The 15,195-nt window shown below is 70.4% G+C and carries 14 protein-coding genes; 6 read left to right on the forward strand and 8 right to left on the reverse strand.

Annotation, left to right across the window (positions count from 1 at the left end; all coding sequences use genetic code 11):
• Positions 1-10: 10 nt before the first annotated feature.
• From OMP39_RS04810 to OMP39_RS04820, 3 genes are read right to left on the reverse strand one after another with little or no spacing between them, the layout of a single operon-like run.
• Complete coding sequence (locus OMP39_RS04810) at positions 11-868, reverse strand: amidohydrolase family protein (protein WP_264893656.1); 858 nt, start codon at positions 866-868, stop codon at positions 11-13.
• 7 nt (positions 869-875) lie between these two features.
• A complete protein-coding gene (locus OMP39_RS04815) occupies positions 876-4,706 on the reverse strand; it encodes an FAD-dependent oxidoreductase (RefSeq protein ID WP_264893657.1) in 3,831 nt (1,276 codons plus the stop codon).
• A 7-nt stretch (positions 4,707-4,713) separates the two neighbouring features.
• Positions 4,714-5,313 carry a hemerythrin domain-containing protein gene (locus OMP39_RS04820; protein WP_264893658.1) on the reverse strand — a complete coding sequence of 200 codons (600 nt, stop codon included), beginning with the start codon at positions 5,311-5,313 and terminating at the stop codon, positions 4,714-4,716.
• Positions 5,314-5,479: 166 nt separating this feature from the next.
• On the opposite strand from OMP39_RS04820, the gene OMP39_RS04825 reads away from it, so the two are divergent.
• The 3 genes from OMP39_RS04825 (at position 5,480) to OMP39_RS04835 (ending at position 8,473) form a co-directional block, all read left to right on the forward strand.
• A complete protein-coding gene (locus OMP39_RS04825) occupies positions 5,480-5,770 on the forward strand; it encodes a hypothetical protein (protein WP_264893659.1) in 291 nt (96 codons plus the stop codon).
• A gap of 5 nt (positions 5,771-5,775) precedes the next feature.
• The gene (locus OMP39_RS04830; protein WP_264893660.1) at positions 5,776-6,717 is read left to right on the forward strand and encodes a glycosyltransferase family protein; all 942 of its coding nucleotides are present in this window, start codon (positions 5,776-5,778) and stop codon (positions 6,715-6,717) included.
• A gap of 322 nt (positions 6,718-7,039) precedes the next feature.
• Entirely contained in the window at positions 7,040-8,473 is a 1,434-nt protein-coding gene (locus OMP39_RS04835; RefSeq protein ID WP_264893661.1) for an RNA polymerase factor sigma-54, read from the forward strand.
• 107 nt (positions 8,474-8,580) lie between these two features.
• Here OMP39_RS04835 and OMP39_RS04840 read toward each other — a convergent pair whose 3' ends face one another.
• On the reverse strand, positions 8,581-9,864 hold the full coding sequence (locus OMP39_RS04840) for a hypothetical protein (protein ID WP_264893662.1): 1,284 nt from the start codon (positions 9,862-9,864) through the stop codon (positions 8,581-8,583).
• 194 nt (positions 9,865-10,058) lie between these two features.
• Between OMP39_RS04840 and plsY the strand changes: the two genes are divergently transcribed.
• From plsY to OMP39_RS04855, 3 genes are read left to right on the forward strand one after another with little or no spacing between them, the layout of a single operon-like run.
• Complete coding sequence (plsY, locus tag OMP39_RS04845) at positions 10,059-10,700, forward strand: glycerol-3-phosphate 1-O-acyltransferase PlsY (RefSeq protein WP_264893663.1); 642 nt, start codon at positions 10,059-10,061, stop codon at positions 10,698-10,700.
• A 2-nt stretch (positions 10,701-10,702) separates the two neighbouring features.
• A complete protein-coding gene (locus OMP39_RS04850; RefSeq protein WP_264893664.1) occupies positions 10,703-11,053 on the forward strand; it encodes a RidA family protein in 351 nt (116 codons plus the stop codon).
• Positions 11,054-11,070: 17 nt separating this feature from the next.
• Entirely contained in the window at positions 11,071-11,421 is a 351-nt protein-coding gene (locus OMP39_RS04855) for a glutaredoxin family protein (protein WP_264893665.1), read from the forward strand.
• 24 nt (positions 11,422-11,445) lie between these two features.
• On the opposite strand, the gene OMP39_RS04860 is transcribed toward OMP39_RS04855, so the two are convergent.
• From OMP39_RS04860 to OMP39_RS04875, 4 genes are all read right to left on the reverse strand, one after another.
• Positions 11,446-12,075 carry an L-threonylcarbamoyladenylate synthase gene (locus OMP39_RS04860; RefSeq protein WP_264893666.1) on the reverse strand — a complete coding sequence of 210 codons (630 nt, stop codon included), beginning with the start codon at positions 12,073-12,075 and terminating at the stop codon, positions 11,446-11,448.
• 13 nt (positions 12,076-12,088) lie between these two features.
• Positions 12,089-13,090, reverse strand: coding sequence for a DMT family transporter (locus OMP39_RS04865; protein ID WP_264893667.1), 1,002 nt, complete (start codon positions 13,088-13,090; stop codon positions 12,089-12,091).
• A gap of 73 nt (positions 13,091-13,163) precedes the next feature.
• Entirely contained in the window at positions 13,164-14,021 is an 858-nt protein-coding gene (locus OMP39_RS04870) for a 3',5'-nucleoside bisphosphate phosphatase (protein WP_264893668.1), read from the reverse strand.
• Positions 14,022-14,097: 76 nt separating this feature from the next.
• Positions 14,098-14,928 carry a dioxygenase family protein gene (locus OMP39_RS04875; RefSeq protein ID WP_264893669.1) on the reverse strand — a complete coding sequence of 277 codons (831 nt, stop codon included), beginning with the start codon at positions 14,926-14,928 and terminating at the stop codon, positions 14,098-14,100.
• Positions 14,929-15,195: the final 267 nt, after the last annotated feature.

The raw sequence follows: 15,195 nt of genomic DNA on the forward strand, positions 1-15,195 counted from the left end.
GTCGGGGATGTCATCGCGGCCGTGCTCCACCGTGCCTGTGCCCTTTCCGGGCCGCGGCGTGTCGTTCGCGGTCAGGCCGCCAGGCCGCGGCCGTGCCCGCCCAGATGCGCTCGCGCCCTCTGGCATCGACGTGCAGTTCGTCCAGCAGGTGCTCCACCCAACCCTTGCGCTCGGCGATGTGGGTTCCCGAGCAGGGCAGGAAGCAGTCGCTGCCGAACTGAAGCAGATCGGGTCCCAACACGTCCAGTGCCTTGGACAACACCTCCCCGCGGTAGGCGGGCGGGGGGCCGAACGAAATGTCGAAGCGGAACATCACCCGGTCCGGTGCGACGCCGTGGATCAGCTCGATGAGGCCGACCGCGATGGCTTCGTCGCACCAGGGCCAGCCGAGGTGGGCGAGCGTGACTTTCAGGCCCGGGTACTCGCGCAGGGCCTCGAAGAAGGTCGGGCGGCAAAAGCGTCCCGAGCGCCCGTCGATGAAGATCCCGCTGTGAAAGAGCAGCGGCAGCCCGAGTTCGTGCGCAGTGGCGAAGAGCGGCTGCACCGCCTCGTCGTAGGGATACCACCCGGTGGGCACCATCTTCACCCCGCGCAGGCCCGAGTCCACGGCGCGGCGCAGGTCGATGGAGGACTCGGGCCGGCGGGGGTCGACCACCGCGAAGCCGATGAGGCGGTCCTCGTGCCCCCGCACCAGCCGCGCCAGGTGCTCGTTGCCACGCCGCAGCGAAGCCGGGTCGTGGAGGGAATACCCCTCGCTCAGGAAGGGCGCCAGCAGCACGGCCATGTCGATGCCGGCCTCGTCCAGCGAGCGCAGCACGTCGTCCGCGCGCTCCTGGCCGGTGCAGTGGAGGTGGGCGTCGATGATCATGGCACTCTCAGGCCCCCGCGGCCTGCGCGAGCGCGGCCTGGGCGGCGCCAGGCCCGCTCTGAGCGAGGGCGGCTTCGGCCGCGCGCTTGCCGGCCAGGAAGGCGTGGTCGGAGTTGTAGTACTCCCACTCCGCATAGCGGCCGGCCAGGATCACGCGGTGGCCGGCCAGCCACTGCCGGATGCAGGCCACGTGCGCCGCGCGGGCATGGTCGTAGACGACGTAGGCGCCGGGCATGTCCACCTGGTGCGCGCACAGGATGCGGTCGTCCTCGCGCAGCATGCCGACTTTGCGGCAGTCGTCGATCACGCGGGCGATGAGCGCCTCCCCCTCGCACGGCAAGGGCTTGGAGGCCGAGTAGGTGATCTCGCAGGTCAGCCCGAAGCCGCCGGGCGGGTTGCAGTAGGGGCTGGCGTTGCCCTGCACGAAGATGCGGTGGAAGACGGTGTCTTCAGGGTAGTAGATCCAGTGCTTGTCGGTGATGTTCGCGCGCGCGATGCCGAGGTTGACGCAGCGCACCGAGGTGCTACGGAGCCCGCGCGCGGCGGCCCGCACATCGTCCGGTGCTTCCTCGCCGCAGGCGGCCACGAACTGCGGCAATGCCATCGTCGAGATGAGCGTGTCGTAGCGCAGGGTGCGGCCGTCGTCCAGCCGCACGGTGCGCTTGGACGGCGAGACGGACACGACGCGCGTGTTGAGCGCGACCTCGCACCGCAGGTGGGGCAGGAAGGCATCCATCAGCGCCTGGAAGCCGCCGCGCAGCGGGTAACCGAAGCGCGCGTTCGGACCCATGGGCTTCGGGGCGGGTTCGAGGGCCCCTTCGATCATCTGCTCCAAATCGGGCAGGGGCACCCGCCCGCCGAGCCAGGAGGTTTCCATCTCGCGCAGGGGCACGGCCCAGAGCTTCTCGTTGTAGGGCACCGCGAAGTGCTTGGCGATGCCCCAGCCCCAGACGCGGTGGATGAACTCCTCGAAATTCGCAGGAGGCTGCGGCGTGCCTGCGACGGCGGACGGGTCGCCCTTGAGGGGGCCGAAGCGGGCCTCGATCGCTCCGATCAGGCACTCCTTCAGCACCTGGGCGGGCAGCCCGTACAGCGAGCCCTGGAAGGGATAGCGGGTGTAGACGCCCTTGCTGTAGATCCACGCCTCGCGGTCTTGCCAGTGCACGTTGTCGCCCAGCAACTTGTCGTACAGCGCGAGCACGTACGGGTCGCTGGAGAACATGATGTGGCCGGCGTGGTCGAAGGTGAAGCCACGGTCCACCACCGAGCGGCACCAGCCGCCGACGCGGCTCTCGCGCTCGACGAGCAGCGCATCGGCGCCCAAATGGTACGCGGCCGACAGGCCCGTCGGGCCGGCGCCGATGATGAGGTGCCGAACCTCTCGCACTGCCGGCGCGGTGCCCGGCACGTCGGCCGGGGGCGCCAGCGGCACGGCAGGCGCCGGGTCGGCTGCGCCCGGCTCCATGCCCCCGCCCTGGCGGCGGCGTTCGACCGCCTCGCCGATCAGCGAATGCACGGTGCGCGCCGTCTCGTCCCACGACAGCCGCATCACGCATCCCAGCATCTCGGCCACACGCTGCGTGCGCTGCTGCGGCGGCTCGGTGAGGGCCAGGCGGCAGGCCTGTATGAAGCCGGCCACGTCGTGCCCGATGTGCACCACATCGCCGTACATGCCGATCACGTCGCGGATCGGGGTACTGACGATGGGCTTCTCCGCGGCCATGTACTCCAGGGTCTTGGTGGGGCTGATGTACTGCGTGGCCTCGTTCTGTGCGAAGGGCAGCAGGCACACGTCCCATCCCGCCACCAGGCCGGGCAGCACCTCGTAGGGCTGCATGTCCAGGTAGTGGAGGTTGGGCCGGGTGGGCAGGCTGGCCCGGTCGATCTTCACCACAGGCCCTACCATGACGATCTGCCATTGCGGATCGGCGTCGGCCAGAGCGGCCAGCAACGCCCTGTCCATGCGCTCGTCGATGACGCCGAAGTAGCCGAGCCGCGGCCCGGGGATGTGCGTCTGCAGGCTCTCGGCCCGCCGCCACGCGGGCGAGGAGCGTGAGGAGCGATCGGCGCGCGAGGGCGAGAAGTGCTGCGCATCCACACCGCTCGGAAAGCAGTGCACATGAGGATTCGCGTCGCGCTTGGCCTCGAAGAGGCTCGGGCCGCCGGTGAGCACCAGGTCCGCCGTCTTCAACAATGCCGACTCGCGCTGCCTCATCTGCCGGGGAGCGCCCATGAAGTTGGCGAGTTCGTCCATGCAGTCGTACACCACTGCGCGGGGCTTCATCCCGGTGAGCAGCGGCAGGGCCATCGGCGTGTAGAACCACACCACATGGTCGTTCACGCCTTCGGCGCGCAGGTACTCGTCCAGCAACGGCTTGAGCAACGGGAGCTGGTCGTCGTGAAAGCCCGGAGCCTCGACGGCGGTGTGCGGCCGCAGCACAGTGACGTTCTCCTGCGGTCGTCGCACTTCCAGGCGGGCGGGACCTTCGTCTCGCACCGGCTCCTCGATGAAGTAGATGCGCCAGTCGCGCGCCAGGCGCGACATCAGCTGCTGCGGGCGCTGGAACACGAAATCCCAGCGCAGGTGGGAGAAGACGATGAGGCAAGACGGTGTCATGGACACTCCGGTCGTTCCAGGTAGGCGCCGCTGCCAGCGGCGCAGGGTGCGCGCATAGGGCAGGCACAGCCGCCGTCCGGGCGGGGCTCCCGGGGCCACAGGCGTGCCGGGGGCGGCCGCATCCCACAGACCGCTGTGGTGCCAGTGCGTGAGGTCGTTCCAGTCGTGGCGGTCCACGATGGGGTAGAGCGTCAGCCCCTCCACCGGCACGCCCGCACGGCGGGCGCGCTCCACTTCGCCGGCGATCTCCTGCAACCACCGCGCGCGACCCGCGCCGACGTGGCTGGTTTCGGCCACGATCATCGGCAGGCGGTAGCGTTCCCAGGCCTCGGACAGCAGCGCGGCGAAGGGCCGTCGCCGCGGATCGTTCAGGTGCCAGTGCAGGCGTTGCTCGGTTTCCACCTCCCACTGCCCGTTGTGGTAGTGGTTGACGCCGAGCACGTCCAGCCATTGCGGCGCACCGCCCAGCTCCGCGGCCTGGCGGCCAGCGAGCATGTCCCACGCCTGCCACTGGTAGCTGCGCACTTGCTCGGCGAGGGGAGCGAGCTCGGGGCGCCCCGCCGGCGCCACCACGTGCACCAGCGGTTCGACGTGCAGGAAGCGGGCCCGTGGCAGGACGTCACGCATCGCCTTCATGGCCGCGAGGCTCGCGCGCACCAGGTGGCGCTTGATCTCGTAGCCGCTGGCGCGCGAGTCGCCTGCCCGCGGCCGACGAGCCGGACCGACCAGGCAGCCCTCGGACAGCGCCCAGGCCAGAAAGCCGATCTCGTTGACCGGGGTGATGACCGGGGCTTCTTCGCCGAGACGGCGCAACTCCTCGGCCACGGCGGCGGCGAAGTCCGTGAAGCGGGGCACCCAGCCGCCTTGGCGCAGGTCCACGTCGTCCGGGGCGCCGTAGTGCATCAGCGTCCACAGCACCTGCAGGCCGTGCCTGCGAGCGGCCGCGGCCATCAGGCGCAAACGCTGGAAGTCGTAGCGGCCGGCCGCGATTTCGGCCAAGCGCCATCCGATGCTCTCACGCACCGTGCGCACGCCCAGCCGCGTCACTCGCGCGTAGTCCCCGTCCAGCCGGGCGAGATGGCCGGTGCTGCGCACCATGTCGAGGGCGATGCCATGCTCGTTTCGATGGTCGGCCCCCTCGAAACCCGCGATCCAGAACGACCGCGGATTCGAAGGGGGCCGCTCGCACGATACGGCCGGGGTGCGCGTGGCGGGGTTCAAGCCGGTGTCAGCGTTGTTGCGTCTTCATCGCATCGCCGCCCCTTCCGCCGGCGGGCAGCGGCGGGCTCTCCTCCTGCTCCTCGGCCGTCTCGGTGGATTCGGCTTCCATGCCTTCCTCTTCCTCCTCGGAGAGACCGAGCTCACGCTCGAGCTGCACCCGCCGTTCCATCATGTCCTCCAGCACGGCCTGCCAGTCCACCTTGGAGCGGCCGAGCTGCTCGAACATCTCGCCTTCCTCTTCCTTGATGTGGTGCTTGACGTACTCGCCGAGCACGGTGAACGTGGCCTTGTACTTGGGATCGTCCGGCGAGAGGTCGCGCACCTGGGCGATCAGTTGCTTGGCGCTGTCGTGCTCCACCTCGGCCTCCTCGACGAGGTCCTGCTCCTTGAGGGCCTGGCGCACGGCGGGGTAGAAGAGCTCCTCCTCCAACATCGCATGCAGCTCGAGCTCTGCGCAGGTTTGCTCCACCAGCTGCTGAGCGGTCTCGGGGTCGCTCTCGACGTCGATCTTCTCGAAGTCCCGGAAGGCCTTCTTCACGCGCTTGTGATCGTCCTTGAGCATCTGGAGGATCTCGTTGCGCGCGCTGGTGTTGTTGCGGCTGGCCATGGTGTGCTCCTTTGATGGGTAGTGGTCGTGGCGTGGGGCGGGCGCGGCCGGTGTGCCGTTCGCGCCATGCCTGCCGGGCGGCAATCGGCGTGCCGAGGCGCGCCGGCGCTGCTCGGGGCGCTGGGAACGGCCCTTGCACCGCAGGGCAGACGACAGGAGCCGCCTCATGAGCCTCAAACCGTCCCGCCCCCATCGCCCGCGCGAGCGCGTCTCGCGCGAGGCACCTCACCCCGGCGCGCGCCGCGCCACCGGCCAGACCACGGTGGATCAGGCGCAAAAGCGTGTGCCTCGGCTGCCGCACGAACGCGACGAATCCGCCGACAGCCAGACCCTCATGGAGCCCGAGCAGAGCGAAGTGATGCGTCAGGCGCAGCAAGACGTGGAGCGCGGTCTGCAGGACACGAGCAAGGGCGAAGCCACGGATGCGGTGTACCGGCGCAACTTCCGCAAGGAGTGAGGGCGATGGAGCACGGGTGGTGGCGGGCCTGGGGCCGCTGGTGGCCGGGCGGGTGCGTGTCCGAGCGGCGCCCGCTGGAGACGATCGTCATGCCGCTCGCCAGCGCGCAGGGCGGCCTGCCGGTGGAGTTCTGGCCCCTGCACGGCCGGCCCTTGCTGTGGCATGCGTTGCGCGAAGCAGGGGAAGCCGGGGGCCGGCGGGTCATCCTCGTCGCAGACGAAAGCGTGCTTCGGTGGCGAGCGCTGCTGCGCGAGCTGACCACGCAAGCCGGGCCTGAGCTGCAGGTGCGCATCGTGCGTGCGGCGCGGCCCGGCTGGCTCGGGGCCCTGGTCGCCGCAAGACCGCACCTGCGCAGACAGCCCTTCGCCGTGCTGGTGCCCTCGCTCGCCGCGCCGCAGCCGCAGGCCCCGCTCGTGCGGCTGGCCGAGCAGTTCCGCCGGTTGCGATCCAGCATCCTGTGCGTGCCCGCGCACGACCGCGGCGGTGTGTGCGTGGAGCTCGCCTCGCCCGATGCACCGTTGTGTCGGGTGCGAGCAGCCTATCCCGATCCACCTCACGGTCTCGGTCACGGTCCCAGGGTGCGTGCGGAGCGCGCAATCTTCACCCCGGCGATCTGGGACGCTCTCGATCGCGCGTCGCTGCCGCATCGCACGCTGCACGAGACGGGAGAAGCAGACCTGGTCTCGGCCTTGTTGCAGCAGGAACTGGTGTTCGCCTTCCGGCTCACGCAGCCTCTCTACGACGTGCGCGATGCGGCGCAGTGGGTCGAACTCCAATCGCTGGGCCTCGCGATAGAGAGAAGGGCGGCGTCGCATTTCTTGCCGCAAACCGCGCCCCGCCTCTGTGGCGAGGCACCGCCCGAGCGTCAGGCCGTGGGCGGCGCTCCCATCGTCCCCGCGGGCACCCGCGGCCGCGCTCGCCTCATCCTCGTGCACTCGCGCCGCTGAAAGGGCCCCGGCGGGATGCCGTCCCACGCGGTGGCGCCTTTGCGCACGCAGTTATCACATCGCGCAAGCGCGGATGCCTCCGGTAACGCGGGGCACATGGGGACACGACCTTTTCAGACCGCTGGCACACACGTTGCTCTCTTGAGGCGCGATCGCGGTCATGCTCTCGATTCAGCGTTTCGCCGCCAGCCGTCCCGGACTCGCGGCCCGCGTTCGCGCAGCCCCATGCGGCTCTCAATCGTCGGCCGGCGCCCTGGGGGCGTCGGTCCTTGTATCGCGCAGGCGCCCGACCCAAGCGGGCGGCGCTCGCCAGGGAGGACACATGAATTCACCGGTCATTCGACTCGAACACCGGCAACATCAGACCCTCACGCCCCGACTGCAACAGGCGGTGCGCCTGCTGCAGCTGTCGTCACTCGACTTCGCTCAGGAGATCCAGCAAGCCGTCGGCAGCAATCCTTTCCTGGAGGAAGACCCGGACGCGCACGTGGCGGCTGAAGGGGAAGGGCCCGCGCCGGTCGAGCCGGTGCCGAGTTGGGCGGAAGTGGCCCCCAGCGCCGCCCCCGTGAGCGAGGCCACGTGGGACCGCGAGAGCTGGGGGCCTGCCGGCGGGGGCTCCACCCGCAACCACAGCGGTGACGGTGAGTTGGATCTGGTCGAGATGGTCGCGGCGGAGGTGCCCCTGCGGCACCACCTGCACGGGCAGATCAATGTCCTGCCGCTGTCGGAGCGCGACCGAGCGCTGGCGGCCACCATCATCGAGGCGCTCGACGACGACGGCTACCTGCGCTTGACGCTGGAGGAACTGCGAGGCCTTGCGGAATGCTCCCCGGCGCCGGACGAGACTGAGATGAACGTGGCCCTCAAGCTCGTGCAGTCGCTCGAGCCGGCGGGCATTGCCGCGCGCGACGTGCGCGAGTGCCTGCTGCTGCAACTCAAGGAGATCGAGCCCGCCCAGGACCGCGATCTGGCCTGTCGCATCGTGAGCAACCACCTCGAGAAGCTGGCGATGCGCGACATCAACGGCTTGGCCAAGCTGGTGGGCGCCACGCCGGCGCAGGTGGAGGCGGTGTGCGAGCGCATCCGTCATCTCGATCCGCGCCCGGGCTGGCGGTTCGGCCCGTCCAACACGCAGTTCGTGACCCCGGACGTCATCGTGCGCAAAGTGCGCGGCGTCTGGACGGCCACGCTCAACCCCGACGTGGTGCCCAAGGTGCGGCTCAACCAGGTGTACGCCGAGCTGTTCCAGCGGCACCGCGACTCCAAGCACTCGGAACTCGCCGCCCACCTGCAAGAGGCGCGCTGGACGGTGCGCAACGTCGAGCAGCGCTTCGCCACGATCCTCAACGTCGCGCAAGCCATCGTGAAGCGGCAGCGCCACTTCCTCGAGTACGGCGCGCTCGCGATGAAGCCGCTCGGCCTGCGCGAGATCGCCGAGGAACTGGGTCTGCACGAGTCCACCGTCTCGCGCGTGACGAACAACAAGTACATGGCGACGCCGCTGGGCGTGTTCGAGCTCAAGTACTTCTTCTCGCGCGCCCTGCCCACGGTCAGCGGCGGGGCCTGCTCGGCCACCGCGATCCGCGGCCTCATCAAGGACATGATCGAGGCGGAGGACCCTTCCAACCCCTTGTCGGACGCGCAGATCGCCCGCCAGCTGGCACGCCAGGGACTGGCGGTGGCCCGCCGCACGGTGACCAAGTACCGCCAGATGCTGAAGCTGCCGTCGGTGGAGAAGCGTCGGCGCCACAGCTGAGACGGGGGACGCCAGGGCCGGTGGCGGCCGGCCCCCCGGCCGGCACCGCTCACTGGTGCGAAAAGGCCGCGCCCCGGGCGCGGCCTTCGTGCTTCAGGTGGGCGCGTTCACTTCGACGCCTTGCCGGAGCCGGCGGACGAGCCGCTCGACCCGGGGCTCGACCCCTTGGCGCCGGGCTCCGAACCGGTGGCCGACCCGCTGCTGCCCGTCACGCCGGGCGACCCGGACGAGGCGCCCAGGACGTCGCTGCCCGAGGAGGAGCCGCTGGGAAGCCCGGTCGAGGTGGAGCCCACCGTGTTGCCGCTGCTGGCCGAGCCGGCCGCCGACGAGGTGCCGAGCCCCGAGGAGGCCGTGGCGCCGCCCGCAGGGCTCGACCCGGCCCCCGTGTCGCCGCTGGACTGGCCGGCCGCCTGGCCCTGAGACCCCGTGCGCCGGCTGCGACGCCACTCGTCGAACTCGGTCGAGAACTTCTTGTAGCGCTCCTGCCGCCACTGCTGATAGTCCTCGTCGAGCGCGCGCATCTGCTCATTGCGCCATTGCCAGTAGTCCGGATCGACGTGCTCGCGGCCCTGGTGGCTGTAGCCGTGGAAGTCGCCGCTGCCCCCGTAGTTGAGGCCATACGTGCCGCGCGAGCGTTCGTCATAGGACTGCCCGCCATAACCTCCGCTGCCGTAGCCGGCGTGCGCCGCAGGGCCGCCGCCGTAGCCCGTGCCCTGACCGCTGCCGTAACCGCCATACATGCTCGCGTAGCGGCCTTCCTCGTGACGCCCCGCCGGGGACCCCTGGTAGCCGCCTCGATAGCCGCCTCCTTCGTAGCCGCCTTGCGAACCTCCTTGGTAACCCCCTTGGTAACCCCCGTACGGCCCGCCCTGGCCGGCGCCTTGCGCGCCGCTGCGGCGGTAGCCGCCGAAGTCCTGTGAGCCGCGTTCGTGGGCCTGTTGGCCGCCGTACTGCCCGTACTGCGGCGCGCCCCAGTAGTCGCCCTGAGGGCCGTTGAAGTCGGCCTGCGAACCGCCCATGCGGCCCGCGCCATAGAGGCCTTCGCCGCCGCTGCGAGCGCCCTCCCAGCCTTCCGAGCCGCGTGAGCCGTAGCCGTAGCCCCCGCTGCCATACTGCGTGCCTCGCTGCCCGCCGGTGTAGTAGTCGCCCATCCCACCGCCTTGAGGGCCGCCGGGGCCGTCACCCTGATAGCCCCCGCCTCCCTGGTATCCGCCCTGGTAGCCCCCGTAGCCGCTCGCGCCTTGCCACGACCCCGACTCGCGGGCCGACTCGTAGTCCCGGCCGCCCGAGCGGCCCTGCTGCCAGCGGTCGCCGTGACGCTCGTCGCTGCGCGACTGAGGGTCCTCGCGACCTTCGTCGCGCGATCGATCTCCATAGCTTCGCTGATACATCGTCGTTCCTTTCGTGGTGCGTCTGCTGTCGGCTGCGTGGCGGCACTGCCGCACCGTCTCGGGCCCGGTGCAACTGGGCCCTTCGGCAGCCCGCTGAAAAGCGAGCAACGCCTGTACCCAGCGCGCCCCCCTGGCGCGACCGTCGGGCCCGAGGTGGAGCACAATCGCGTGCGTTGCAGTTGCAGACTCCATCCATGTCGCAAACCGTCCTGATCGTGCTGGCCGTCGTGGCGGCCTATCTGCTCGGCTCCCTGTCGTTCGCCGTCATCGTCAGCCGCCTGATGGGGCTGAGCGACCCACGCACCTACGGCTCCAAGAATCCCGGCGCCACCAACGTGCTGCGCTCGGGCAACAAGGCCGCCGCGGTATCGACGCTCGCGCTGGACGCGCTCAAGGGTTACGTGCCGGTGCTGCTGGTGGTGCTCTTCGGCGAGCCTTACGGACTGGGCGAGGCCAGCGCCGCCCTGGTGGGGCTCGCGGCCTTCGTCGGCCATCTGTTTCCGGTGTTCTTCCGCTTCCAAGGCGGCAAGGGCGTGGCGACCGCCGCCGGCGTGCTGCTGGCGCTCAACCCCTGGCTGGGACTGGCCACCTTGCTCACCTGGATCATCATTGCCGGCTTCTTTCGCTATTCGTCGCTGGCGTCCATCATCGCGGCGGTGTTCGCACCCTTCTATCAGTTGCTCATCTGGGGGCCCGGGCCGGTGGCCGGCCTCATCCTGGTCATGAGCCTTCTGTTGATCTGGCGCCATGCGGGCAACATCCGCAAACTGATCGAAGGCAAGGAAAGCAAGATCGGGCAGAAGGCCCCCGGCGCCGCTGCCGAGAAAGGAAAGTGACGATGGTTCAGCGTTTCGATGTGGGGCCTCGGCTCTCGGAGATGGCCATCCACAAGGGAGTGGTGTACCTGGCGGGCCAGGTGCCCGACGATGCGAGCCAGGACATCCGCGGCCAGACGGCGCAGGTGCTGGGCATGATCGACCGGCTGCTCGAACGCGCGGGCACCGACAAGCGCCACCTGCTGATGGTGCAGATCTTCCTCGCGGATCTGGCCGACTTCGACGGCATGAACGAGGTCTGGGACGCATGGGTGCCTGCGGGGCATGCCCCTGCGCGCGCCACGGTGCAGGCGCGGCTCGCCCGGCCCGAGTGGCGCATCGAGGTCGTCGCCACGGCCGCCTTGCCCGACTGAGCGGGAGCAGCGTCCCCATGCCGAGGCTGCGGGAGGTGGTGTCGCTGGCGCTCATCGCGGCGGTGGTCCTGGGCGGCGCCAGCGTCGCGAGCCACTACCATGAGCAACGCCTGGCACAGCGCATGGCGGCTGCCCAGCCGGGCGACATCGTCATGTTCTCCACGACCGAGTGCCCCTACTGCGCGAAGGCCCGCGTGTGGCTGGACGAGCACCGGGTGAACTTCACCGAATGCAACCTGAGCGTCAGCCAGGCGTGCCGTCAGGCCTTCGAGCGCCTGGGCGGGCGCGGTGTGCCCACCTTCGTCGTGCAGGGGCAGGTGCGCAGCGGCTTCGATCCGGCGTGGATCGCAGGCGCACTGGGGCGCTGACGGCGCCCCGCGCTGCGAGGCCCTTCACTCGTAGAGGCCGAGGCGGGCGGGGTCTCCCCGTCCGCGGCGCACCAGCCGCGGCTCCTCGCCGACCAAGTCCACCACGGTGGTCGGCTCCATGGGGCAGGCACCGGCATCCACGACCGCCTGGATCTGCTTTTGGAACCGCACGCGAATCTCTTGCGGATCGTTCATCGCGTCGGACTCGCCGGGCGGGATCAGCGTGGTGCCGAGCAGCGGTTGGCCATAGACCGCGAGCAGCTCCTGCGTCACGCGATGGTCGGGCACGCGCAGCCCGATGGTGCGACGGGAGGGGTGCGACACGCGCCGCGGCACCTCTTTCGTCGCTTCCAGAATGAAGGTGTAGGGGCCGGGGGTGGCGTTCTTGAGCAGCCGATACTGGCGGTTGTCGACCTTGGCGTAGTTCGCGAGCTCCGAGAGGTCGCGGCACAGCAGCGTGAGGTGATGCTTGTCGTCGACCTGACGCACGCGCCGCAGCGCATCGGCCGCGTTCCTGTCGTCCAGGCGGCAGACGAGCGCGTAGCTCGAGTCGGTCGGGACGGCCACGATGCCGCCTGCCTCGAGGATCTGCGCCGCCTGCTTCAACAGCCGCTGTTGCGGGTTGTCGGGATGCACTTCGAAGTACTGAGCCATGGTGCAGTGGAGGTCAGTCGCCGAGGACGTCCATCGCGACGGGTGACACCCCGGGCCGCTCATGAGGGGCTTGCGCCGCGCCGGCCGCAGCCGCGGTGGGCGCGGGCGACCGCTGCTGCGCCTCGCGCACGTTGAGCCAGACCGAGGCCGCACCGCCGAGGGCGATCACCGCCATCCCCGCCATCGCGATCCCATCCGGCACGTGGCCGAAGACCGAGGCCCCCGCGAGGGTGGCGAACACGAGCGCGCTGTAGGTGAAGGGCATGAGCGTGGAGGCAGGCGCCATGCCGAGGGCGAGGATGAGCAGGAGGTGCCCGACGGTCCCCATGGCGCCCACCAGCAGCAGCACGCTCCACTGGAGGGCCGAGGCGCCGCTGAGCGCATCGACGAGGCGCAACGGGCTGATCGCGACGATGGCCGAGAGCGCCACAGCCCCGACCAGGCCGGTATAGAAGTGCGTGATGTAAGGGTCTTCGAGCGCGGCGTACCGGCTGGTGAGCACCTGGAAGGCGCCATAGGCGACCGTGAGCGCGAGCGGAAAGACGGCCGCCCAGCCGACGACGCCCGTGCCGGGCCGGATCACCAGCAGCGCCCCGGCCAGGCCGAGCGCCACGAGCGCCCAGCGCAGCCCGGATACATGCTCCTTGAGCACGGTGGCCGCCAGCACCGTCACCACCACCGGCGTGAGCATCGCGATTGCGGTGAACTCGGCCACCGGCATGTGCTGCACGCCGTAGAACGACAGCCCGCTGGTGGACAGGAGCAACGCGCCGCGCAGCACCTGGAAGCCCGGCCGAGCCGCACAAAACGCCCCGGGCCCCGCCCCGCGCAGCCCCCGGCCCGCAAGCCACAGGGTCATCGCCACCGCCTGGAAGACGTAGCGCCCCCACAGGATGAGCAACACCGGCACCGTGGCGCCCAGGTACTTGACCGCCGTGTCGAGCGTAGCGAAGCACGCCGCCATCAGCAGGATCAGCGCGATCCCCCACATCGGGTGCCGCCCGTTCACGGCCATGCCCTCCTGTCGCTGCGCGACGTCCTCCCCGGGTAAGGGTGAGCGCCGCCTGCGGGCGGCCGGGCCGCGCCGCTCACGGCCGCAGCACGCGCTCTTGCAGCGCTGTCCACACCGGCTGGACCTCGCCGGGCAGGTAGGGCAGGGCGCCGAGGTCGGTGTGGCTTTCCTCGGGCGAGTGGAAGTCGGAGCCCCGCGAGGCGAGCAAGCCGAACTCGCGCGCCATCGAGGCGTACTTCACGTAGTCCTGCGCAGTGTGGCTGCCGGTGACCACTTCCACCGCCCGGCCACCGTGCTCCTTGAAATCCGAGAACAGCGCGTACTCCTGGTTCGGCGTGAGCTTGTAGCGGCCGGGATGTGCGATGACAGCGATGCCGCCGGCCTCCACGATCCATCGCACCGCGTCGCCCAGGGCGGCCCACCGATGGGGCACATAGCCCGGCTTGCCTTCGGTGAGGTACCGCCGGAACACCTCCTGCGTATCTCTGCACGCGCCGATCTCCACCAGGTACCGCGCGAAATGCGTGCGCGAGATAAGGTCCGGGTTGCCCACGTACTTGAGTGCGCCTTCGAAAGCTCCCTTGATGCCGACGCGCGCCAGGTCCTCAGCCATTTCACGGGCGCGCAGCTCCCGCCCGCCGCGGGTGCGTGCCAGCCCTTCGGCCAGGCGCGTGTCGTCCGGATCGAAGCCGAGGCCGACGATGTGCACCGTCTCGCCGGCGAAGGTCACGGACACTTCGGTGCCGGTGAGGTAGGGCAGGCCCAAGGCCGCAGCCGCGGCCCGCGCGCGATGCTGCCCCCGCAGTTCGTCATGGTCGGTCAGCGCCCACAACTCCACTCCGTTGGCTTTCGCGCGGGCAGCCAGCACTTCGGGAGCGAGCGTCCCGTCGGAGATGCTGGAATGGCAGTGGAGGTCGGCGTTGAGCGTATGCACCGGCCCATTGTAGGGAGGCGCAGCCGCCCCCGGGGCGCGTGCGCGTGAAGCCCCTGCGGGCCCGGAAGGCCTCTTTTCAGACGCTTTTCAGCTCATCGGCCAGCGCCCCCGCATGCGGGCCGAAGGCATAGGCATCCATGCCCAGGACCCCGTACTGCACCCCTTCGTGGAGGCGACGCGCGGGGTTCGCCTCGCCCGCCGCGCCGGCCGGCGGGTAGAAGGGCAGCCAATGCTCGTCGGTGGGGTGCATGGAGGCGGCGTGCGGCGCGCGGCGGCGGTAGTCGAGCAGGGCCGGCCAATCCCCCGACTCGGCGTGCTCCCGCACCCAGCCCCGAAAGGCCGCGCACGCCGGGTCCTCCGGCGCGTCCTCCCCCCAGGGCCGGGCAAAGGCCAGTCGCAGGTTGTGGGTGAGGCTGCCCGTGCCGAGGATGAGCACACCCTCGTCGGCGAGCGGCGCGACGGCGCGGCCGAGCGCCCACAGCCGCGCTGGAGGCTCGGCAGGCGGGAAGGCGAGCGGCACCACCGGCACATCCGCCGCGGGCCACATGTGCATCAGCACCGTCCAGATGCCGTGGTCCAATCCGCCGCGCTCGGAGATCCTCGGCTCGCACCCCGCGGCGCGCAGCAAAGACGCTGCTCGCTGCGCCACCGCCGGCTCGCCCGGTGCGTCGTATCGCAACTCGTACAGCGCCGCGGGAAAGCCCGAGAAGTCGTGTACGGCCTGGTGCCTTTGGGCGGCGAGCAACACCGGGCGGTCGGCCAGCGTGTGGGCAGAGCACGCCAACACGGCCCGCGGTCGACCGAAGCGGCGCTCGATGGCACGCGCCAGGCGTGCGAAGAAGGCCCCCGTGGCACCCGGCTCGAGGGCCATCATCGGCGAACCGTGAGACACGAACAGCGGCGGCATCGGCCGCGCCGGTCGGTCGCAGGGGGCCGCAGGCGAGCTCGGCTCGACCGCCATAGGCTCGGAAGGAACGCGGGAAGAAGTCATGCGGGTCATTGCACCAGAGCCGCGTGCACGCGCGGTTGAGCGCGGTTGAACGCATCGTTCAAGCCTTCGTTCGGCACGCCCGTGCACCGGCGCGAATGCCCCTCGGGTCCCGCAACGGCGGCATTTGCGCTACCGTCGCAGCGCGGGCGAGAGCCCGCTTTCGTGCGCAGGTGCGCAGTGGGT

This window comes from Schlegelella aquatica (assembly GCF_026013905.1).
GTDB lineage: Bacteria > Pseudomonadota > Gammaproteobacteria > Burkholderiales > Burkholderiaceae_C > Caldimonas > Caldimonas aquatica.